The sequence below is a fragment of the Enterococcus sp. C102(2024) genome, from assembly GCF_040888205.1.
GTDB lineage: Bacteria > Bacillota > Bacilli > Lactobacillales > Enterococcaceae > Enterococcus > Enterococcus faecalis.
Genome location: NZ_JBFOHH010000002.1, coordinates 412,785 through 431,499 on the forward strand (window position 1 = coordinate 412,785; position 18,715 = coordinate 431,499).

At 37.5% G+C, this 18,715-nt stretch carries 22 protein-coding genes; 7 read left to right on the plus strand and 15 right to left on the minus strand.

Annotated features, from left to right (window positions below; genetic code table 11):
• Positions 1 to 11: 11 nt before the first annotated feature.
• The 8 genes from AB3I34_RS06555 to AB3I34_RS06590 all read right to left on the minus strand — a co-directional run bounded on the left by AB3I34_RS06555 (position 12) and on the right by AB3I34_RS06590 (position 7,447).
• Positions 12 to 1,352: an MATE family efflux transporter gene (locus AB3I34_RS06555; RefSeq protein WP_085444154.1), complete on the minus strand. Its 1,341-nt coding sequence runs from the start codon at positions 1,350 to 1,352 to the stop codon at positions 12 to 14.
• A 174-nt stretch (positions 1,353 to 1,526) separates the two neighbouring features.
• Entirely contained in the window at positions 1,527 to 2,177 is a 651-nt protein-coding gene (locus AB3I34_RS06560; protein ID WP_002361229.1) for a uracil-DNA glycosylase, read from the minus strand.
• A gap of 87 nt (positions 2,178 to 2,264) precedes the next feature.
• Entirely contained in the window at positions 2,265 to 3,665 is a 1,401-nt protein-coding gene (locus AB3I34_RS06565) for an aminopeptidase P family protein (protein WP_010711990.1), read from the minus strand.
• Between the two features lie 12 nt (positions 3,666 to 3,677).
• Positions 3,678 to 4,439, minus strand: coding sequence for a DeoR/GlpR family DNA-binding transcription regulator (locus AB3I34_RS06570; protein WP_002375902.1), 762 nt, complete (start codon positions 4,437 to 4,439; stop codon positions 3,678 to 3,680).
• A 128-nt stretch (positions 4,440 to 4,567) separates the two neighbouring features.
• Positions 4,568 to 5,413, minus strand: coding sequence for a VOC family protein (locus AB3I34_RS06575; protein ID WP_002358647.1), 846 nt, complete (start codon positions 5,411 to 5,413; stop codon positions 4,568 to 4,570).
• 42 nt (positions 5,414 to 5,455) lie between these two features.
• Entirely contained in the window at positions 5,456 to 6,052 is a 597-nt protein-coding gene (locus AB3I34_RS06580; protein ID WP_002355475.1) for a nitroreductase family protein, read from the minus strand.
• Positions 6,053 to 6,222: 170 nt separating this feature from the next.
• Positions 6,223 to 7,158 (minus strand): LacI family DNA-binding transcriptional regulator, encoded by a 936-nt coding sequence (locus tag AB3I34_RS06585; protein WP_002355472.1) that lies wholly within the window; start codon positions 7,156 to 7,158, stop codon positions 6,223 to 6,225.
• Between the two features lie 4 nt (positions 7,159 to 7,162).
• On the minus strand, positions 7,163 to 7,447 hold the full coding sequence (locus AB3I34_RS06590; RefSeq protein ID WP_025189301.1) for a hypothetical protein: 285 nt from the start codon (positions 7,445 to 7,447) through the stop codon (positions 7,163 to 7,165).
• A 115-nt stretch (positions 7,448 to 7,562) separates the two neighbouring features.
• On the opposite strand from AB3I34_RS06590, the gene AB3I34_RS06595 reads away from it, so the two are divergent.
• Both AB3I34_RS06595 and AB3I34_RS06600 read left to right on the plus strand, forming a co-directional pair.
• Positions 7,563 to 7,898 carry a hypothetical protein gene (locus AB3I34_RS06595; protein ID WP_002355470.1) on the plus strand — a complete coding sequence of 112 codons (336 nt, stop codon included), beginning with the start codon at positions 7,563 to 7,565 and terminating at the stop codon, positions 7,896 to 7,898.
• 182 nt (positions 7,899 to 8,080) lie between these two features.
• The gene (locus AB3I34_RS06600) at positions 8,081 to 8,935 is read left to right on the plus strand and encodes a M48 family metallopeptidase (RefSeq protein WP_002384882.1); all 855 of its coding nucleotides are present in this window, start codon (positions 8,081 to 8,083) and stop codon (positions 8,933 to 8,935) included.
• A 70-nt stretch (positions 8,936 to 9,005) separates the two neighbouring features.
• On the opposite strand, the gene AB3I34_RS06605 is transcribed toward AB3I34_RS06600, so the two are convergent.
• Together AB3I34_RS06605 and AB3I34_RS06610 are read right to left on the minus strand one after the other, a co-directional pair.
• Positions 9,006 to 10,019, minus strand: a complete 1,014-nt coding sequence (locus AB3I34_RS06605) for a lipoate--protein ligase (protein WP_010711988.1) — start codon at positions 10,017 to 10,019, stop codon at positions 9,006 to 9,008.
• Positions 10,020 to 10,206: 187 nt separating this feature from the next.
• Positions 10,207 to 10,824, minus strand: coding sequence for a nitroreductase family protein (locus tag AB3I34_RS06610; RefSeq protein WP_002355466.1), 618 nt, complete (start codon positions 10,822 to 10,824; stop codon positions 10,207 to 10,209).
• 111 nt (positions 10,825 to 10,935) lie between these two features.
• On the opposite strand from AB3I34_RS06610, the gene AB3I34_RS06615 reads away from it, so the two are divergent.
• Positions 10,936 to 11,283, plus strand: a complete 348-nt coding sequence (locus AB3I34_RS06615; protein ID WP_002355464.1) for a helix-turn-helix domain-containing protein — start codon at positions 10,936 to 10,938, stop codon at positions 11,281 to 11,283.
• A gap of 13 nt (positions 11,284 to 11,296) precedes the next feature.
• Here the strand turns inward: AB3I34_RS06615 and AB3I34_RS06620 are convergent, their stop codons facing one another.
• Together AB3I34_RS06620 and AB3I34_RS06625 are read right to left on the minus strand one after the other, a co-directional pair.
• Positions 11,297 to 12,256: a GDP-mannose 4,6-dehydratase gene (locus tag AB3I34_RS06620; RefSeq protein WP_002380066.1), complete on the minus strand. Its 960-nt coding sequence runs from the start codon at positions 12,254 to 12,256 to the stop codon at positions 11,297 to 11,299.
• A 22-nt stretch (positions 12,257 to 12,278) separates the two neighbouring features.
• The gene (locus tag AB3I34_RS06625; RefSeq protein ID WP_085444155.1) at positions 12,279 to 13,247 is read right to left on the minus strand and encodes a TDT family transporter; all 969 of its coding nucleotides are present in this window, start codon (positions 13,245 to 13,247) and stop codon (positions 12,279 to 12,281) included.
• 141 nt (positions 13,248 to 13,388) lie between these two features.
• On the opposite strand from AB3I34_RS06625, the gene AB3I34_RS06630 reads away from it, so the two are divergent.
• Positions 13,389 to 14,216 carry a LysR family transcriptional regulator gene (locus tag AB3I34_RS06630; protein ID WP_002358639.1) on the plus strand — a complete coding sequence of 276 codons (828 nt, stop codon included), beginning with the start codon at positions 13,389 to 13,391 and terminating at the stop codon, positions 14,214 to 14,216.
• Between the two features lie 46 nt (positions 14,217 to 14,262).
• On the opposite strand, the gene AB3I34_RS06635 is transcribed toward AB3I34_RS06630, so the two are convergent.
• Positions 14,263 to 14,673 (minus strand): DUF4809 family protein, encoded by a 411-nt coding sequence (locus AB3I34_RS06635; protein WP_002367972.1) that lies wholly within the window; start codon positions 14,671 to 14,673, stop codon positions 14,263 to 14,265.
• Positions 14,674 to 14,688: 15 nt separating this feature from the next.
• On the minus strand, positions 14,689 to 15,051 hold the full coding sequence (locus AB3I34_RS06640) for a DUF4809 family protein (RefSeq protein WP_002363122.1): 363 nt from the start codon (positions 15,049 to 15,051) through the stop codon (positions 14,689 to 14,691).
• A gap of 167 nt (positions 15,052 to 15,218) precedes the next feature.
• Between AB3I34_RS06640 and AB3I34_RS06645 the strand changes: the two genes are divergently transcribed.
• From AB3I34_RS06645 to AB3I34_RS06655, 3 genes are all read left to right on the plus strand, one after another.
• On the plus strand, positions 15,219 to 16,172 hold the full coding sequence (locus tag AB3I34_RS06645) for an L-lactate dehydrogenase (protein WP_002358635.1): 954 nt from the start codon (positions 15,219 to 15,221) through the stop codon (positions 16,170 to 16,172).
• Positions 16,173 to 16,303: 131 nt separating this feature from the next.
• Positions 16,304 to 16,810 (plus strand): phosphatidylglycerophosphatase A, encoded by a 507-nt coding sequence (locus tag AB3I34_RS06650; protein WP_085444156.1) that lies wholly within the window; start codon positions 16,304 to 16,306, stop codon positions 16,808 to 16,810.
• 138 nt (positions 16,811 to 16,948) lie between these two features.
• Positions 16,949 to 17,398: a YehR family lipoprotein gene (locus AB3I34_RS06655; protein ID WP_002355456.1), complete on the plus strand. Its 450-nt coding sequence runs from the start codon at positions 16,949 to 16,951 to the stop codon at positions 17,396 to 17,398.
• Between the two features lie 52 nt (positions 17,399 to 17,450).
• On the opposite strand, the gene AB3I34_RS06660 is transcribed toward AB3I34_RS06655, so the two are convergent.
• Complete coding sequence (locus AB3I34_RS06660; RefSeq protein WP_002375884.1) at positions 17,451 to 18,368, minus strand: hypothetical protein; 918 nt, start codon at positions 18,366 to 18,368, stop codon at positions 17,451 to 17,453.
• Between the last annotated feature and the right edge of the window lie 347 nt (positions 18,369 to 18,715).

Consider the following 18,715-nt stretch of genomic DNA (forward strand, 5'->3'; position numbering starts at 1 on the left):
AGTAACCAACATCAGGTTACTGCTTCTCTTTTTTTCAAATAGTTTCGATACGCAAAGTAGCCCACAAGCATTAGTCCAAACGTAACAAATTCAACTACTGGCATGGCTAACCAAACACCGGTTAATCCTAGTAATTTCACCAAAATAAATAAAACTGGCACAATTAAAAAGAACCCACGCAAAGAGGAAATCATTAGCGCCATTTTCGGTTTACGAACTGCCGCAAAGTAATAAATCCCCATAAAATTCAATCCTGTAAACAAGAAGGAAATCGCATATAAGCGGATGGCTGTCCTAGCAATTTGCGCCAACTGGTCGTTCCCTTCGCTATTAAAGACCTCAATAATTTGTCCCGTAAACACTTGACTGATTAAAAAGAACAGGAAGCCGGCGACCAAGTACGTAATAAAGCTAAGTTTAACAAATTTACGCAACACCTTCGTTTCCCCTAAACCATAGTATCGGCTGAGTAATGGTTGCGCCCCTTGCCCAATCCCTGTAAAAATGGCAATCACAATAATATTGAGGTTGGCAACAATCGCATAAGCTGAAATCGCCACATGACCAACTAAGTTTAACAAAACAATATTAAATAAAAACATGACAAAGGCCGAAGAAAATTCATTTAAAAAGGAAGAAAAACCAATCGACATAATTTCTCGAACATCCTGAAATTTCACTTTAAACTTTTCAAAACGTAAAACTCGTTGCGGCGACCACTTATGCAACGTAATCAGGATTAAGCTTGTTAACGGTGACATCACCGTTGCAATGGCCGCACCTGCCATGCCCCACCCAAATTGATAAATAAAGACATAGTCCAAAATAATATTAACAATTCCCCCACTGACAAAAGCAATCGTTGCCAAACGAGGATTATGGTCATTTCTTAAAAAAGTAATCAGGCAATTGTTTAAAATAAATAATAATGAACAGCTAAGGTAAATCATATAATATTCCTTTGCCAAACCAAACAAGACACCGGTCCCCTGAAGTCCCCGAATAATTTGATCGGAAAAAATCAAGCTCGCTAAAGTAAAGAGACTCCCTATAACGAAAACTAACCCAATCGTTAAACTAAAATACTGATTAGCTTTTTTGATTTCTTTTTGCGCAACCGTGGTCGAAAACAACGTAGCGCCGCCAACCCCAAACATCCAACCTAATCCATTAATAATATTAACAAGTGGTAAGACAATGTTAAGCCCCGCCAACGCCTCGGTGCCGATCCCATTTGCAATGAAAAATGTGTCCGCCAAAATAAAAATTGATTGCGCCGCCATACTTAAAATTCCTAACAGAACATTTTTATAAAACAACGCAGTAAAATGGTTTTGCTGTGTTTGCTCCATACCCAAATCTCCTTCTAACAAAAAAAGGACTCATTCTTTTTGCTTCAAGGCTTACGCAAAAATCAGAATCCTTCAATTATTCAACCCAGCGATTAAATAATCTGTCTATTTATTGATACTTCTAGGGTAGCATTCTCTCTTCGAAAAAACAACCATCCTTTTATTTTTCTCATTTTAAACTTTCTTAAGCAGTTGCAGTTGTTTTTGAACTACTTGCCAATCTTCTTTCACGACTTCTTTTAAACGATAATTATAAAAGACAGCCGCTGGATGGAAGAGTGGAATGATTTGATAGGTTTTCTGCGTCCAATGATAGTTTTGGGATTGCTCATCAAATGTTTGAATGGGCGACTGAATGACCGTTCCGTGCACTGCAGTGATTGTTGGCTTTGGTCCTAAAAGTCGTTGCAACCCAATATTCCCCAGTGTCAAAATTAGTTCAGGTTGGCAAACAGCGATTTCCCAATCAAGCAAAGGCGCAAAAATTTTGATTTCTTCTTTGGTTGGCGTTCGATTAGGAAATTTGGTTACTCTTTCTCCCGTTTTTGCAATCTGCTTCGTTTTTACAGAAAAAGGCCGACTCCTAACCGCACTGGTGATATACACCGTTTCACGACTTAAGCCAACTTGTTGTAATTGTTCCATCAACAATTGACCTGAACGCCCTATAAATGGTACGTTTTCTTTAATTTCTTCTTTTCCAGGGGCTTCCCCAATCAGCATCACTTTTGGCTGTTGCGGTCCTTGGCCTTCCACAAAACCTTCTAATGGTAAGTCTTTCGCTTTAGCTAAAACTGCTTGTTTCAGATGTTCAGGATAATGCATTTGCCATCACGCCTCTCTTCTGGTGTTCTTCCTTCGCTATATTAATTATAAATAGGACCCAAAAGAAACTCAAAAAAGGGGACCTACTCATTTAGGAGCTGGTTTTTCTACACACAAAGCTTTGTCTTTAGCTAGATAAAAAGGCCGTAAGTAACCAACTAAATTAGACATTGGTAAAACCTCCGATGGTAAATCAATCTTTAATGTCTCCTTTAAATAGGCTTTGCGTGTCGTAATCCGTTGCCACATGTCTGGATAAGTTTGCTGAATCTCTTTTTGCAATGTTTCATCAGCCAAAGCCACACACTCTTCTGCACTCACCCCTGTATAACCAGGTACAGAAGGAATAATATCCACTTGAAAGAGCATGCCACTTTCCAAGCGAATGGCTGAATCTGGATAAATAGGCGACGACATCCATTCATCATCCGAAACTAAATGTCCAGGATTCAAATGCCAGTGATAGATTTCTTTTGGTAACTGTTCTTCAATTGCTTGGTACATTTCTCGTCCTAACAGTCCGATTCGAATGGTTTCAAGCCAGTGAACGACAGCTTTAAAATAGGGTTTTGCTACGCGCTCTAAATAATCACGTTGCGCTTCTGGCAATTGCTGCTCATTTTCAATAACAAAACCTGTTCGGCTAGACAAGCCGCCTTTGTAGCCTGTAGTTAATGATAAGGCATCACCTAACTGAATTTCTTTGGCAGTCGGATACATGTTTGCATATTCAAAACGTTGACCAGTTGCCGCAATGGTTACTACCGTCGGCGTTTGACCTTCATCATTTAACAAAGCCCCAATGTCCGTTTCACGCTGTCCTATTTCAATTGCATTTAAGGCCTTTAACATACTGCGAGAAGCCAAATTCGCCCCATATTCATAGTGCGCCAATTCGTTAGCATTATTTGTTGTGCGAGCCCCCTTTGCTCCAATCAATAAGTGGGTCCCATTTAGTAAACGAGCTTCTTTCGGCAGCGCTTTTTTCAGTGCTTCGACAATAAAATATGGCACATCAAACATAGTAGCAGGTTCTTGCTGTTGTGTCGTAAACATTTTCCACCCAACGATACCTATTTTTTGAGCAGTTTCATCGAGAAGCGTTTCAAAAATCTGCGACAACTTTTGTTCTCCAGCCATTGGTTGATTAGGTAGCGAAAAAGCTGGATAATGAATTAAATCGGCTGAGATGCGCGCATGTTGGCACAGTTTTAAATTTTCATTGCCTAAAATAAGTGTCGTCGCACCATCCTTATTTAACACAAGGAGTCCTTCTTCAAACCTCGGAATAAAGCCAGTTAAGTATTCAAAATTACTGCCATGCTCTTTGTCTGCATAGAAGACCAATTGATCGAATTTTTCTGTTTCCATTCGTTGTAATACTTTCTGCTTACGCGCCATCATCGTTTCATTCGTCAAATACGTTGGAAAAACATTCTCAAAAACAGTAGGTTCAGCAATATGTGTATAATTAATTTTTCGCTTCATTATTATCCTCCATTATTCATCTGCGACAATCAACGTTACGCCTGCTTGCGCTAACTGTTCACAGAATTTTTCATCAGGTCGTGTATCTGTCACTAAACAATCAATTTCTGTTAATTCGCAAATTTTAAATAAACCCGTTTTGTTTAATTTCGTTTGGTCTGCTAAGGCAATGACTTGTTTGCCTTGTTGAATCATTCGCCGTTTGACTTGACCTTCCTCTTCTGTGTGAATAAATAATCCTTGTTCAGATAACGCAAAGACACCTAATAATGTATAGTCGGGGGCAAATTCCCCAACCTTAGCGACTGTTTCTGCCCCAAACAAAAAGAGTTGTTGTTTATGCAGTTGCCCAGGTAATACTGTAATTTTTGTCTGATCCATTTGCGCTAGAAGTAGCGCATGACTGAGAGAGTTCGTGATCGCGTGAATCGGACTATTTTCCATCGCTCGAATAGCTGCTTCCACCGTGGTTGATGAATCAAAAAAAATGGACGCTTGTTTGGGAATATTTGCCCAAACTTTTTGGGCAATCGCTTGTTTTTTCTCTGGATGCTTCATTATTCGTTGAGCATAATCATAAATAGTTGCTTCAGACTGAACTGAGATAGCGCCACCGTGCGTTCTCTTTAAATGTCCTTCCTTTTCTAAACGAATTAAATCTCGCCGAATAGTATCTTTTGAAACGGAGACTTGCTCCGCTAACGCTTCCATGGAAATACTTTTTTGTTCATTCACTATTTTTTGAATCTTGGCTAAACGTTCTTCAATCAACATGCTTCCTCACCTCTTCTAAGTAAAGATAGCACCTTTTGCATTATTTTGCAAACAAATGCAAAATGATGCAAACGAGACAAAAAAACTAGTCCTTCATTTTCTAACGAAGGGCTAGTTTGAGAGTGGTTTTAATAGGTAAATTGAATAATCATGCCGCTAGGATCTTCTAACGCAAGTAAATGATCTTTGGCAATAAAATGTAACTTTGCTTCTTCCGCATTGGCTTGGACGATCTCTAAATCTGCCGCAGTTGGTAAACGGAAGGTATAATTTTCTAAGCCAAATTGATTTTCTTGAATCGTTGGCAGCTGTTTGCCGCTCCATGTATTTGTCCCAATATGATGATGGTACTGACCCGCTGCAAAAAACTTCGCTTGTTGACCAAAGTTAGACTTTAAGCCAAACCCTAAGTTTTTATAGAACGTTTCAGTGGCATCTAAATCGGCCACTTTCAAATGAATGTGCCCAATTTTAGAACCTTCGGAAATTCCTAGCCAGTGACCGTCAGCTTCTGCAGCTAAACTATCACCGTCTAATTCTTCTGTCACACCGATAATTTCACCATTTGGACGAATATCCCAGACTTCTTCTGGTTTATCCCAATAAATTTCAATGCCATTATTTTCTGGATCACTTAAGTAAAGGGCTTCACTGTAGCCATGATCTGCTGCGCCAATTTGCACATTTTCCTGCAAAAGCCACAGCAACATATTGCCTAAATCTTTGCGGGTTGGTAGTAGGAAAGCAATATGGTACAAGCCAGTGGTACCCTGATTTTCTTCCCCAGCTGTTAGTTCTTTTAAGACAAGAATTGCATCGTTGGTGCCTTGTGGCGCTAGCCAAGCACGTCCCTCTCCTTGTTTTAAAAGTTTTAAGCCAATTGTTTTCGTATAAAAGTTTACCATTTTATCTAAATCAGCCACTTTCAAAGTGACTTGTTGAATCCCAATATTACTTGGTAATGCTTGAACCATTTGCTTTCACTCCTTTCCTCTTCGTTTTACTAAAGCAATGATTTAGTTGAATTCTTTAAAACGAGCACTATCTTCCATGTATTCTTTTTCGCCAGCTGGCGCTTCAATGGAACCAATAACCATTTGTGCACGTAAATTCCAGTTTGCAGGAATTGACCATTCTGCAGCAACCGCTTCGTCAATGACTGGGTTGTAGTGTTGTAAGTTTGCGCCGATATTTTCTTGCGCTAAGGCAGTCCAAACGTTCGCTTGTGTTAAACCAGTTGCTTGTTCAGACCAAACAGGGAAGTTATCCGCATATAATGGGAAGCTATCTTGTAAGTTTTTCACGATATCTGTATCTTCAAAGAATAAAATTGTGCCCGCACCAGCTGCAAAACCTTGTAATTTAGCTTGTGTGTTTGGAAATGCTTCTGCTGGAGTTAATGGTTTTAAGGCATCTTCAGTCATTGCCCATAATTTTTTGTGAGCATCGCCGAATAAGAACACAACGCGTTGTGTTTGAGAGTTAAAAGCTGTTGGACTTTCTCTAACAACTTCTTTTACTAAAGCAGTTACTTCTTCTTTTGAAATTGGTAAGTTTTCTCCTAAAGCATAGATTGAACGACGGTTTTTCATCATTTCAGTAAATTTTGACATAATATGTTCATCCTTTCGAATTTCCTCAGTAAATTCATTTAATTTTGTTTACATGCTTACTATACTACCTTACTAAAAGTAAGTAAAGCTTTTTGTCTTACTTTTTGTAAGTTTTTTTATTTTTTAGCGAAAAACCTTATTCTACCAAAGAAAAAACAACCAGCTTTTTTCTAAGAAAAAGAAAAATCTGGTTGTCGATTAATAAATGTAGAAGTCAATTGAATCGTTTTTGGCCGTTTTTCTTGAAATAAGTGTGTGGCTTTTTCCCCTAATTCCATTAATGGATGACAGATTGTTGAAAAATTTAAAATTTCACTTAATAAAGTTTGTTCCTGTCCCACTAAAAAGAGTGGTCTTTCAATAACGGCTTGAATCCCTGCGGCAATTTCATCACCGTTGGTCACAACCGCTTGGAGCGTTGGATCTTGCCCACAGTGACGTCCTACTTCACACCCATCTTCATAGGTTAAACAGTCCTTAAATAACCGATTTTCAGGAATCACTCCATAAATTTCCTGATATGCGTCAACTAAATAACGTGCGCTTGTACTTTTTTCTGGTGCACGGTTAATCGTAATTGCCACTTCACTACATCCTTGTTGTTTCAACGCTTGGAAGACCCGCCGATAAACGGTTAAACGATCGATATAGATACTAGCATAACTAGGGTCTTCTATTTTTTCACAAAAAACAACTTGCTCTTTATACGGAGCAAACACACTTAAAGGATTTGCCTTTGACAAAACAATCATGCCATCAAACGCACCCGTGGCCATTTTTTCCAAGTAACTTTTTTCAACTTCTTTATCATAATCCGTTGGTAATAAACTGACCATCATCCCTTGTTGAAATGCTTGGTGGATAATCCCACTTAAAATAGCATCAAAATAAGGTTGATTCGTATAAGGAACCATGACACCTAATGTGTTACTTTTCCCAAAGCTAAGATTTCTCGCTAATATATTGGGCTTATAGCCCAACTCATCGATAATTGCTTGGATTTTCAGTCGTTTTTCTTCAGAAACATACGGATGATGATTAATCACACGCGAAACAGTCGTAACTGAAGATCCTGAAAGGCGCGCAATTTCTCGAATTGTTGTCATACTTTCACCTCATTACTTTACAAAATTGAGTTAAATAAGGCACAATCCCTGTCCCGTAATCAACAAAACGATAAAAGGTCTCCTGCCAAGCAAAAGAAATTTCCTGAATATTCTCCTGCTGTGTCAAGTGCCACTCCGTTATCTGATGGTACGGAATTTCTTGATGCCAAATCTTATAGTATTTTTTGGGACTATTTAACTGCAGACTTTTGGCCGTCGTAGTCACCGAGACAAAATAGTAATCCATGCCAAGTCTATCGCTTATCTCCACTATAACATTCATTTTCATGCCCTCCAATATTTTGATACACATAGCTTACCTTATGAAACGCGTACCAGAGCAAGAGGAAAAATAAAAAAAAGTGAGACCATGTTATACTAGATGTATCATATAAAAGCAAAGGATGAGTGCAATGGAAACTGTTACAGTAGCAACAAAAAGCGACTTACTAACGAATTTGAACAAGCAAACGGATGAAATCATTATCTCGGGGGCACTTGCACAAGAAATTTACCACTTAAAAAAACAACAATTAACCGAAACGGAAGAAATGGGCTTTTTAGTGGGCAGCCAAGGTGCTGGCTCATTTTTAACCTATTTAATCGAGAAGTTATCCTATATAAATTCGGAGCTATCGCCAGAAGAACAAAAAATTGAACATGCGATTTTGCGTTTGTATGTTATTAAAAAATTAACTCCAGAAACTACTTTATTACGTCTAAAACAGTTAGATTATTAAAATTTTATTTAATCAAGATAGACCAATTCCCCGCGTACAACGAGTCCCTTTCATTAATCACTTGATATAATTACCTTTATTCAAGTTTCTACCATTGTCATTATCGATTAACCAATGGTATATTAGAAGTAACAGATAAGTCATTTTATTTGAAAAAGTGTTTGGGAAATGTTTGGGGAGGAATGTTTATGTGTCAACCGCAGGAAAAAAAGAAAGAAATTTCTGTTGCTAAGTTACGTTATCGTTTTGAATTACCAATGATTATCATTGGTTTTGTTTTATTGTTTTTAGCATTGGGGTTAGTCGCTTTATTGATATTGAGTGATTTGCCGATTCCTGACTGGTTATTAATTGTCTTAATTGCGCCAATTGCGCCAGTCATTGCTTTTTTTACCATTCGTTATATGTACATGGATACTGCTTCTAACGGAGTGGAAATTACAGAAAATCAGTTACCAGAAATTTATTCCTTGTATATTGATTTAGCAAAAGAAATGGGCTTTGGCACTAAAAAATTAAGGATGCCACGTCTTTATTTAATCAACGGGAATGGTGTCTTAAACGCTTTTGCGGCAAAATGCTCTTTACACAGACGCTATGTTGTCATTCACAGTGATTTGTTGGACATCGCGTACAATACAGGCGATTTTTCGCTGATTCGCTTTATTTTGGCACACGAGCTAGGACACCATAAATGTGGACACACTAATTTATGGCGGCTAATGTTATCCATTATTTTGAAACCAGTTGCGTTAGATAAAAGTTTTACAAGAACGCAAGAATATACCGCTGATCGCGCAGGTTTATACTACGCAGAAGAAGGTGCTTTAAGCATGATTTATTTATTTTCAGGAAAATACATGGGCAGTCGTGTGGATTTAGAAGAATACTTTCACAGTATTGATTTACATGATGATACCATCTGGCTTAAGTTGAGTAACTTCTTATCCGATCATCCTGTTGGCTTCCGTCGAATGCAAACATTGAAAAAAGCCAAAGATACTGGCAATTGGGACGTTCATGGGAAATTTTTCTAGCAAGAGCCAACCATCATTAAATAAACGTGCTGGGACAAAAGATTCTTTAACTTTTGTCCCAGCACGTTTATTAATCCACCAATAAATGAACAAATTCTTCTTTGGTGATATTTACAAAGTAGTCTTCAAAGTTAAACGCTGCTAATGCTTGCCAAATTGATGAATACTGATAGTCCACACCTAATAAAGCCGCAACGATTTCCGCTGTTTCTTTTTTGGCAAAGTAATCACCATAAATCGTTAACTCAATTATTTTACCTTTTTCAACAGTCAAACGTGCATCCACAATGCCGCCTTTAAACTTTTCTTCTTTTTTGATCGTAAATTTAGGCGCTTCATCAAAAATCCAAGCTTCATTGCCATACACTTCAGCGACCAATTTCCTAATTTCCTGCTGATCTGCTTTGGTTAGGACATATTCTTTCTCCGCAATTTCAGTTAGAGATTCGACATCAAAGAGCTCCATCAGTAAACGATTGCGAAATTCCTCAATGGTTAATTTTTGATATTTTTCGTCTAAGTACGGCCGTAAATTGGTTACGCGTCCCCGAACAGATTTTGTCCCTTTTGATTCAATTTTTTTCTTAGAAACAGTTAAGACACGTTGAACTTCTGCCAAATCAACATCATACATCAAGGTACCATGAGTATACATCTTCCCCTTTTTTGTATACATGGCATTGCCAGAAAATTTTTTCCCATCAATTAATAAATCATTGCGACCGCTAATCTCGGCCCCCGTTGCGCCCATTTTATGTAATGCTTCAATAATTGGTTTAGTGAACGCTTTAAAATCCCCAAAAGCTTGATGTCCTTCCTGAACAACAAAACTAAAGCTGACATTCCCGAGATCATCATAAACAGCACCACCGCCCGATAAACGGCGAGTAATAACGATTCCCTTCTCTCTAGCATAAGCTAAGTCAATTTCTTCATAAGCATTTTGATTTCGGCCTAAAATAACACAGGGTTCCTGAATATAGAACAACACTAAGGGCTCTTCAAAAGAGAGAGTGTTTAATAGATAATCTTCCGTTGCTAAATTTTCACGAATATCTCGTGACTGCATTATGACATAACGCATAAGGTCGCCCCACTTCTTTTTCTTCTAGTGTATCACTTTCTTTCAAAATTGGTTCACTAAACGTCTTCTCTGGCCATTCTCAAAAGCGGATGATCAACAAAAAAACGAACGTGGGACAACAATCACTTTGGATGTTTGTTCCACGCTCAAAATCTAATAAACAGCAATTGCAGAACTGTTTAGCTTTTTAATCTAACCAAGTTACTACTTCTGAAACATCTCGTCGGACTGTTTCAAAGCCGGGTGTTTGAGCTTTGCCAATCGGAATAATCAGTCCGTTCACTAAATGATCCTCAATATTAAATAACTTGCGAACCGCTTCTGTTTCAAAACCAGACATCGCCACAGTATCATAGCCTCGATCTTTTGCAGAAAGCATCAGCTGCATTGCAACTAAGCCTTGGTCTAACATTAGCCACTCTCTTTTTTGTTCTTCGCTAACATCATAGTACCAAGAAACATTTTCATTAATTCCTTGACGAATTTCTTCCGTCATCGTTCCTTGTGCGACAGCTTTAGCACTGATTTCATCTGCATTGGCCACTGTATAAGCAGTCAAATCACCTAATAAAATAATCACCGCCGCTGCCCCTTTAACTGCTGGTTGTTGCATCGAAACTTCGTAAAGGGCCTCTTTTTGTTCTTTTTCTGTGACAATTAAAAAACGCCATGAATTTAAATTGGTACTATTTGGCGCGAACATCGCTTCCTCAATTATAGCCATTAATTCCTCTTTAGGAATCTCAACATCTGGCATAAAATCCCGAACTGAGCGGCGGCTGCGAACAACATCTTGATACATCATATTTCTTCTTCCTTCCTCTTACCTTACTTGACATAGTTATTATTACTCACTATGATGGAGAAAAAAAGTACGCACTTTTTATTCACCTAGGAAGAAAAAAGTAACCATTACGTGTCACAAGGAGAAACTATGACAACTGATAAACAAACCAGTATCAACTTAGCCCTTTCCACCATTAACGGCAAATGGAAATTATCATTAATGGATGAATTATTCCAAGGAACCAAGCGCAACGGTGAATTAATGCGTGCGCTCGACGGAATCACTCAGCGTGTCCTGACAGATCGCTTGAGAGAAATGGAAAAAGATGGCCTAGTCCATCGAGAATCCTTTAACGAACTGCCCCCTCGTGTGGAATATACGCTCACTCCGGAAGGATATGCTCTTTACGATGCCCTCTCTTCACTTTGCCATTGGGGCGAAACATTTGCACAAAAAAAGGCGAGACTTAACAAATAAGTCTCGTCTTTTTTTATCTATTTTGGGTATTATGGGTAAACTTAAGATATTTTTGAAGTCCTTCTTGAATTGAATAAACGGGTGAAAAACCTAAGCCTTTCAAAGCAGAACTATCTGAAAGAGAATATTTTATATCGCCATCTCGTTCCTTTTGATAAGAAACTGGCAAAGAAAGTCCCACTAATTGGTTCATTTCTTCAATTAATTGATTAAGGGAAATGGCAACTTCGGTACCCACATTATAAACATGTCCCAACGCTTCACTTTTGGTTGCTACTAAATCTAATGCAGTTAGGACATCCTCAATGTAGATAAAGTCACGTGTTTGCTGACCATCTCCAAATATTTGAAATTGGCTCGCTTGCCCTTGCTCTAATTGGATATAACGATCCATCAAAATGGACAGGACACCAGAATAGGGGGAAGCAGGATTTTGATTGGGACCATAGACGTTAAAGAAGCGAACTGCGCTTGTAGGTACCCCATGTAAATGGTATTCATTGAGAACATAACGTTCAGCAGCAAACTTATCAATAGCATAGGGACTCAAAGGGCAAATCACCGAAGTTTCTCTTTTAGGCAACGTTGGCTCTGCACCGTAAACGGCTGCCGACGAAGCAAAAACAAAACGTTTGAGCTCTTTTTGATATTTTTTTATTGATTCCAATATTTTCAATACACTTAAAAAATTGACCTCGTGGGTCTCTAGAGGCTGTGCCACAGAACTTGCCACGCTTGCCACAGCCGCAAGATGAAAGATGTACTCAAACGAATGCTTTGAAAGTACTTCGTCCAATAATTGCTGATCCGTCACACTTCCTTTAATAAAAACCAACTGCTCAGTTTGTTGCAAATTTGACACTCGCCCCATGGACAAATCATCAATCACAAAAACTTGATACTGTTGACTATAAAAATTAGCCAAATTAGAACCAATAAAGCCAGCTCCTCCAGTAATTAATAGTTTCTTCACCTCTTTGCTTCCTCTCTTTTTTTTAATTTAATTCCACTTTTTTCGTGTTATTTTCTCTTTGGAATAAAAAAATGCAATATCGAATGAACACATAACTTACAATAGCCACAGCTAATAAAAGTTCAAAAGTAGACAAAATATTTAACAGACTCGTTAGGCCTACCTTTTCTGCAAATAAAGGTTTAACTTTGACTAATGCTGTCGCAGAAATCACTAATGGGAATGTAAAGGCAGCATAACTTGGATAGAATGTCACTTGCATAATTTTATATAGATTCACAACTACAATCCCATAAATACATTGAGATAAAATTAGCAAGAAAACAACTAATGGCATATACAAATGACCACCCATTGAAATATAGCCAGCTAAACATAACGAACCTGGCGCTGTCATAATCGTCAATAAAGGAATGGTCGATTCAGGCATTTCTTTCGACTTCGTAATTCTCTTGATTAAAATTGGTAACAAGAGTAAATAAAAGAACAACGCTACCCAAAAAACAATTTTTCCCAACTCATTGATAAACAATTGAGAAGTATTAGGAATAACGCCAATGCCGACAAACGTAATAAACCAGCTTGGATAAATATGTTCCAGTTCGATTTTTGTTGGAAAAATATGCACCGCTACAAAATAAATCATTAAAATAAAATGTAAAATCACTGCGCCAATCCACAACACGTTAATCCAAGTAGCATTGGTAAATATCCGATCTAAGAAAACACAGATAACCATTAAAGCCATTGTAAATGTTGGTGATACCGAAGCAATAATTGGATCATCTAAGGTGCTTAATGCATGTTTCATTGTAAAAATAATTTTTAAAATAACTAAAATCATTAAGAGACTGCCAAGTACACAATAAATGGTCCCAATTGTTGCATATCCCAAGGAATAAAGTAAATTCCCCAAAGAAACCATCCCTAAAATTAGTCCGCAAATGGGAATCGGGACTTTCCGCAAGAATTTTTTCGCACTTTCTACCATTATGTAGTCACACTCCGTCTTTATTTATTATTATTGATATTAATCAAAAGTATGTTATTATACTAAATGAAATATTTATATTTGTAAAATAAATATTTGCAATACCAACTATTAAGATAGTAAATAGAAAGAGGCGATTTTATGTTCGAATGGATCAAAACATTTATTGCTGTGTATGAAACCAAAAATTTTAGTGCGGCGGCCAAACAATTGTATATTTCTCAGCCAACTGTTTCTTTGCAAATCAAGAAATTAGAGCAACACTTTTCGATCAAGCTGTTCTATCGTAATGGAAAACAATCGGTTATTCCTACCAAAGAAGCTGATTTTTTATATCCAAAAATGCTCTCGATTATTGAAAGCTTAACTACTTCTTTTGCGCAAGCTGCAGAAAAAGAGAATTTTAAAGAAGACTGCATTATAGCCTCTTCAAATACAGTTGCTATTTATTTACTGCCAGATATTATGGAGAGTTTGGTTACCGCTTTTCCACTCATCAACTTTTCGATTCAACTGATGAATTCAAACGAAGTCGTGGATATGGTTCAAAATAATCATGCCCACATTGGACTAATTGAAAAACCCATTGAAACCAAAAATCTACACAAAGAAATTGTTTATGAAGACCAACTAGTTCTAGCAGGAGATGCCGCTTCAAAATTTTGGCTCTTAAGAGAAAAGAACTCTGGCTTACGTTTTTTCAATGAGCTTTATCTCAACGAACACAGCATCAACTTACCAATTATCGAATTAAACAACAACGAAGTCCTGTTACAATTGCTAAAAAATAACATTGGGCAATCAATTGTTTCTCGATTATCTATTTCCGATGAGATCCCTTGGCAACCAATTGATCAGTCCTTTGCTTCTCGAAAAATTTTCATTGTCCAGACCGATCACCATGCCAATACTTCCTTCTCTGAAGTTTATAACCGAATCGTTGAAAAAATTCGTGAACGACAAACCTAAAAAACAGGAGAACGACTTAGCTTTCGCTAAATCGTTTTCCTGTTTTTTATTTATCAGTTTCCTCTACCAATTCAAATTCAAAAGGTTCTAACTCAAATAGTTGGTGTAAAATTTGCTGGGTTTCTTGGAACACTTGTTGTGGCTCTTTACACAAAAGAGTGCTTTGAATGGTCTGTTTTTTTGATTGAAAAAGAATTCTCGTTTCCTCTTCCTTAAATACCACTTGATGAGTTTCCCTTTCAAACATCGTATATTCTTCGAACATTTCCATAACTAATTTTTGACGAAACCCTTCTTTGAGTGCTAATAAAGTTACTAAATCTGCAACGGTTAGCGTTTCTAACGCAATTGTTTCATCTTCTACATGAACAAGATAATTCGTACACTTCACATTCGGACAGGCATTGCAGCCGCCATTAATCAAGTCTGAGGTAGTTGTTATTTTCACCTGTTTCATCTTAATCCTTCTTTCCTACTTTTCGAGAAAAACACAAGGGGTCTCCTCAAAAATATTCAATAAAATATGATTGACTTCTTGAAAGACTTCTTCGTGATTCCGGCATTGTTTTTCCATTACTAAACGCAGATCATTCACAACAAAAGTCAACGTCGTCGCTTGTTGGGAAACATGTATACAACGGTTGCCTTTAACAAAACATTCTGTTTGTTCTTCAATGAATGGTTCTTTTTGATAACCATATGCTGAAGCGACACATTCCAGGATTTCGTAGATTTCTATTTTTGGAAGTTCATAGCTACAGCTACCGATAACTAGTTGAAAACGGTTCGGCTGTTTTTCATTATTGCTTGCATAATACACTGTTGTCGTTGTCATTTTGCCTCCTTATCTTCTCTATTTTCCTACTCTTATCATAACAAAAAAAACACGCTTCCCTTATTTAAATTGTTAATAAAGACTATTACAGATTGGTATAACCACACCTGAAAAGTTCGTGATATAATTCACTAAGAAAGAAATATTACAGAAAGAAGAGATGAACGATGAAAGTATTTAACAAAAAAGTCGCAATTATTGGTACTGGTTTTGTTGGCACAAGTATTGCCTATTCCATGATCAACCAAGGGATTGCGAATGAATTAATCTTAGTTGATATTGACAAAGCCAAATCTGAAGGCGAAGCAATTGACTTATTAGATGGTGTGTCTTGGGGTCAAGAAAATGTAAACGTCTGGGCTGGCGACTATCAAGACTGCCAAGATGCCGATATCGTCGTGATTACAGCTGGCGCTAATCAAAAACCTGGGCAAAGTCGTCTAGATTTGGTTTCAATCAATGCAGAAATTATGAAAACAATTGTTAACAATATCATGAAATCTGGTTTTGATGGAATTTTAGTAATTGCCTCAAATCCTGTCGATGTACTGACTTATGTGGCTTGGCAAGCTTCTGGTTTACCTGTTTCAAGAGTAATTGGAACTGGTACAACTTTGGACACAACTCGTTTCCGCAAAGAACTGTCTCAACGTTTAGCGATTGATCCACGCAATGTTCACGGCTATATTATTGGCGAACACGGGGATTCTGAAGTGGCTGTCTGGTCTCATACCATGATTGGAACAAAACCTATTTTAGAAATTGTGGATACGACAGAGCGCTTAACTAGTGACGATTTACCAATCATTTCTGATAAAGTGAAAAATACAGCTTATGAAATTATCGATCGCAAACAAGCGACCTATTATGGGATTGGTATGAGTACTGCACGCATTGTTAAAGCCATTTTAAATAATGAACAAGCTATTTTACCTGTCTCAGCTTACTTAGATGGGCAATATGGGCAACAAGATGTATTTACAGGGATTCCTGCAGTCGTTGGCAATCAAGGTGTGACTGACATTATTGAATTGAATCTGAATGCCGCTGAAAAAGAACTCTTCCAAAAATCAGTGACACAATTAAAACAAGTGATGGCATCGTTACAACCGAACGCTTAGTAATTTTTAACTAAAAATAACACTTCAACTAAATTATTCTCTACCAAAATAGATTCTAATTCCCCTTTATCGTTCTTTTTGGTACCATGAAAGAAGAACTTCAACTAAAGCAGAAATTAGGAGGACAAAAAATGGTAATCCAAGGAGATACGTTAGAAAATAGCGCACGTCGTTTATTGCAAGAACGTGGCGTAACAATGAATGATTTAGCTGAACTTGTGTTATTTTTACAAAAAGATTATATTGACAATTTAACATTAGATACTTGTTTAGAAAGTGTTGATGCTGTGTTAACAAAGCGTGAAGTACACAACGCGATTATTACAGGTGTTCAACTGGATATTCTGGCAGAAGAAAACAAGCTACTCTCACCGTTACAAGAAGTTTTAACGGAAGATGAAGGGCTTTATGGCATTGATGAAATTATGGCGCTCTCCATTGTAAATGTTTATGGATCTATCGGTTTTACGAACTATGGGTATATCGACAAGGTAAAACCAGGCATTTTAAAAGAGTTAAATGCGCATGATGGCGAACATGTCCACACATTCTTGGATGATATCGTGGGCGCAATTGCGGCTGCGGCTGCCAGTCGGTTGGCTCACTCACAACCAGATTTAAGTGATATTACTAAATAAAAAACTTGCCTCTTCATTTTTATGAGAAGAGGCAAGTTTTTTATTTGCTGGACTTCTCACAAGCTTTCTACTTAACAGTAATTATTTGCCGTGTTATGTTACAGTCAAGAATAAACAGCTAAAGGAGGTTATCTAGAAATGAAAAAGTTTTTACGCGTATTTTTAATTTTTATTGGGGTATTTTTTCTTGCAAGTTGCGGTTCAAAAATAGAGACAAAAACCTTTGTAGGTTCGCCACAAGATGGGATTGATTCCACCTTAACCTATACGTACCAAGGAGATAAAGTCTTAACGCAAACGGCTAAAAACATTGTTTCTTATGACAAGTTGGGGATTACAAAAGAAGAGGCAAAAACAGCGTTGGAACCCGTTTCTAAACAATATGAGGACATCAAAGGGCTTGATTACAAACTGACCTATGAGGACAAACAAGCCATCGAAAAATTGACGATTAATTATGAAAAACTTGATTATGATAAAGCCAAAAAAGTAGATGGTATCCAGATTGATGGAGATTCTTCTAAGGGAATTAGCATGAAGAAAAGCCAAGAATTGGTGGAGTCACAAGGTTATACAGAACAAAAATAATAAAAAGAAAGCGTGCGACAATGGGCATTGTCGCACGCTTTCTTTTTATTAATTACATCGATGTTGCCATCTTCACTGCTTGAATTGGGTCAAAATGGTGGACAGAGTAAACGACTGTACCGGCTTGCCAAACTACTGAGTTTCGATTATAGTCAGTGGTTCCTGCCACGTTCAATGTGATTTGACCAACGGTATTCGGTGCTGGTAATGTTTCTTGTTCCAAAATGTTGACAACATTTTTCGCTAAATCATCAGGCGATTCACCATTGATATTTGAGGCCCGTACGACTAAACTCCAATTGCCTTCTTGCCAAGATAAGTAACTAGAACCTGCCGCCCCTTGTTTATACCCAGTAATATTGTAACCTAAATCTACTGGTTGACCGCCATTGTCAATGATTTGGTTCACTGCATTTTTTGCTTCGGCATCAGAGCCATATGTTTTTTTCTCAAAAGAACTAATTGGCGTTAACTGATTAACACGTGCATCATTCACTGGAATCGCTTCTTTTTCTGCATAATATAAAACACGGAAATTGTTTTGATCCGCTTGTGATGTTGTCGCTGCAGTTAAAAAGTTATTCGTTTGACTCGTTAAAATTGCCTGCGGTAAGCCTTGACCAGGAAACATGTTTGCTAGCTGGTTAAGCACTTGCTTGGCTTGGTCATCTGGATTCGCATTTTTCGCTGGTGATTGCTTTTCTGCTGAGCCATTATTTGCCGCTTCCTTCGTAGAAGAAGCTGTTGCTTTCGAATCAGCTGTTGTTGTTCCTGACGGTTTCGCATCACTAGATTTCGTTGCTGCTTTGCTACTTGATTCTTTTGTAGCAGATGTTTTTGTACTCTCGACTGTGGTACTTTCCGCAGCACTGGAACGACTATCTGTATTTTCTGTACTTTTTCCGCCGCCGCATGCTGCTAAAGCAAGGGTTAAAAGAAAAGCACTAGAAATAAGCCCTATCTTTTTCATAAGAATTCCTCCTTGTTTTCCCTACCCTTATTGTACCTTAATCATGTGTATCCGTCACTTGTTTGTGTTTCGTTCTAGTTGGTTTAAATAACAGAAAGTGGACGGTAGGATTCGAACCTACACCTCAACATTGAGCAAGAATAAACTACTGTTAGTCTCTATGAGTTTAACACCACGTTCATCCACCTATTTGATTGATCCTTTGTATCATAACTTAGAATAATTAAATTGCCTTTAAGGAGCTTCAAAGATTATATGAAGAATTGTAAAAAATCTGTGACGAAAAAACGATTGAACCAATCAGTAGATACACTGAGGTTCAATCGTAACCAATTGTTTAATTATCT

Bases quoted from the DNA above. Each gene is read 5' to 3' on its own strand.
- AB3I34_RS06660 (WP_002375884.1), bottom strand. From the start codon at position 18,368: ATGAAAAAGATAGGGCTTATTTCTAGTGCTTTTCTTTTAACCCTTGCT.
- AB3I34_RS06595 (WP_002355470.1), top strand. From the start codon at position 7,563: ATGAGTGCAATGGAAACTGTTACAGTAGCAACAAAAAGCGACTTACTA.
- AB3I34_RS06565 (WP_010711990.1), bottom strand. From the start codon at position 3,665: ATGAAGCGAAAAATTAATTATACACATATTGCTGAACCTACTGTTTTT.
- AB3I34_RS06605 (WP_010711988.1), bottom strand. From the start codon at position 10,019: ATGCGTTATGTCATAATGCAGTCACGAGATATTCGTGAAAATTTAGCA.
- AB3I34_RS06600 (WP_002384882.1), top strand. From the start codon at position 8,081: ATGTTTATGTGTCAACCGCAGGAAAAAAAGAAAGAAATTTCTGTTGCT.
- AB3I34_RS06580 (WP_002355475.1), bottom strand. From the start codon at position 6,052: ATGTCAAAATTTACTGAAATGATGAAAAACCGTCGTTCAATCTATGCT.
- AB3I34_RS06585 (WP_002355472.1), bottom strand. From the start codon at position 7,158: ATGACAACAATTCGAGAAATTGCGCGCCTTTCAGGATCTTCAGTTACG.
- AB3I34_RS06570 (WP_002375902.1), bottom strand. From the start codon at position 4,439: ATGTTGATTGAAGAACGTTTAGCCAAGATTCAAAAAATAGTGAATGAA.
- AB3I34_RS06655 (WP_002355456.1), top strand. From the start codon at position 16,949: ATGAAAAAGTTTTTACGCGTATTTTTAATTTTTATTGGGGTATTTTTT.
- AB3I34_RS06625 (WP_085444155.1), bottom strand. From the start codon at position 13,247: ATGGTAGAAAGTGCGAAAAAATTCTTGCGGAAAGTCCCGATTCCCATT.
- AB3I34_RS06560 (WP_002361229.1), bottom strand. From the start codon at position 2,177: ATGCATTATCCTGAACATCTGAAACAAGCAGTTTTAGCTAAAGCGAAA.
- AB3I34_RS06650 (WP_085444156.1), top strand. From the start codon at position 16,304: ATGGTAATCCAAGGAGATACGTTAGAAAATAGCGCACGTCGTTTATTG.
- AB3I34_RS06645 (WP_002358635.1), top strand. From the start codon at position 15,219: ATGAAAGTATTTAACAAAAAAGTCGCAATTATTGGTACTGGTTTTGTT.
- AB3I34_RS06590 (WP_025189301.1), bottom strand. From the start codon at position 7,447: ATGAAAATGAATGTTATAGTGGAGATAAGCGATAGACTTGGCATGGAT.
- AB3I34_RS06610 (WP_002355466.1), bottom strand. From the start codon at position 10,824: ATGATGTATCAAGATGTTGTTCGCAGCCGCCGCTCAGTTCGGGATTTT.
- AB3I34_RS06555 (WP_085444154.1), bottom strand. From the start codon at position 1,352: ATGGAGCAAACACAGCAAAACCATTTTACTGCGTTGTTTTATAAAAAT.
- AB3I34_RS06635 (WP_002367972.1), bottom strand. From the start codon at position 14,673: ATGAAACAGGTGAAAATAACAACTACCTCAGACTTGATTAATGGCGGC.
- AB3I34_RS06630 (WP_002358639.1), top strand. From the start codon at position 13,389: ATGTTCGAATGGATCAAAACATTTATTGCTGTGTATGAAACCAAAAAT.
- AB3I34_RS06640 (WP_002363122.1), bottom strand. From the start codon at position 15,051: ATGACAACGACAACAGTGTATTATGCAAGCAATAATGAAAAACAGCCG.
- AB3I34_RS06575 (WP_002358647.1), bottom strand. From the start codon at position 5,413: ATGGTTCAAGCATTACCAAGTAATATTGGGATTCAACAAGTCACTTTG.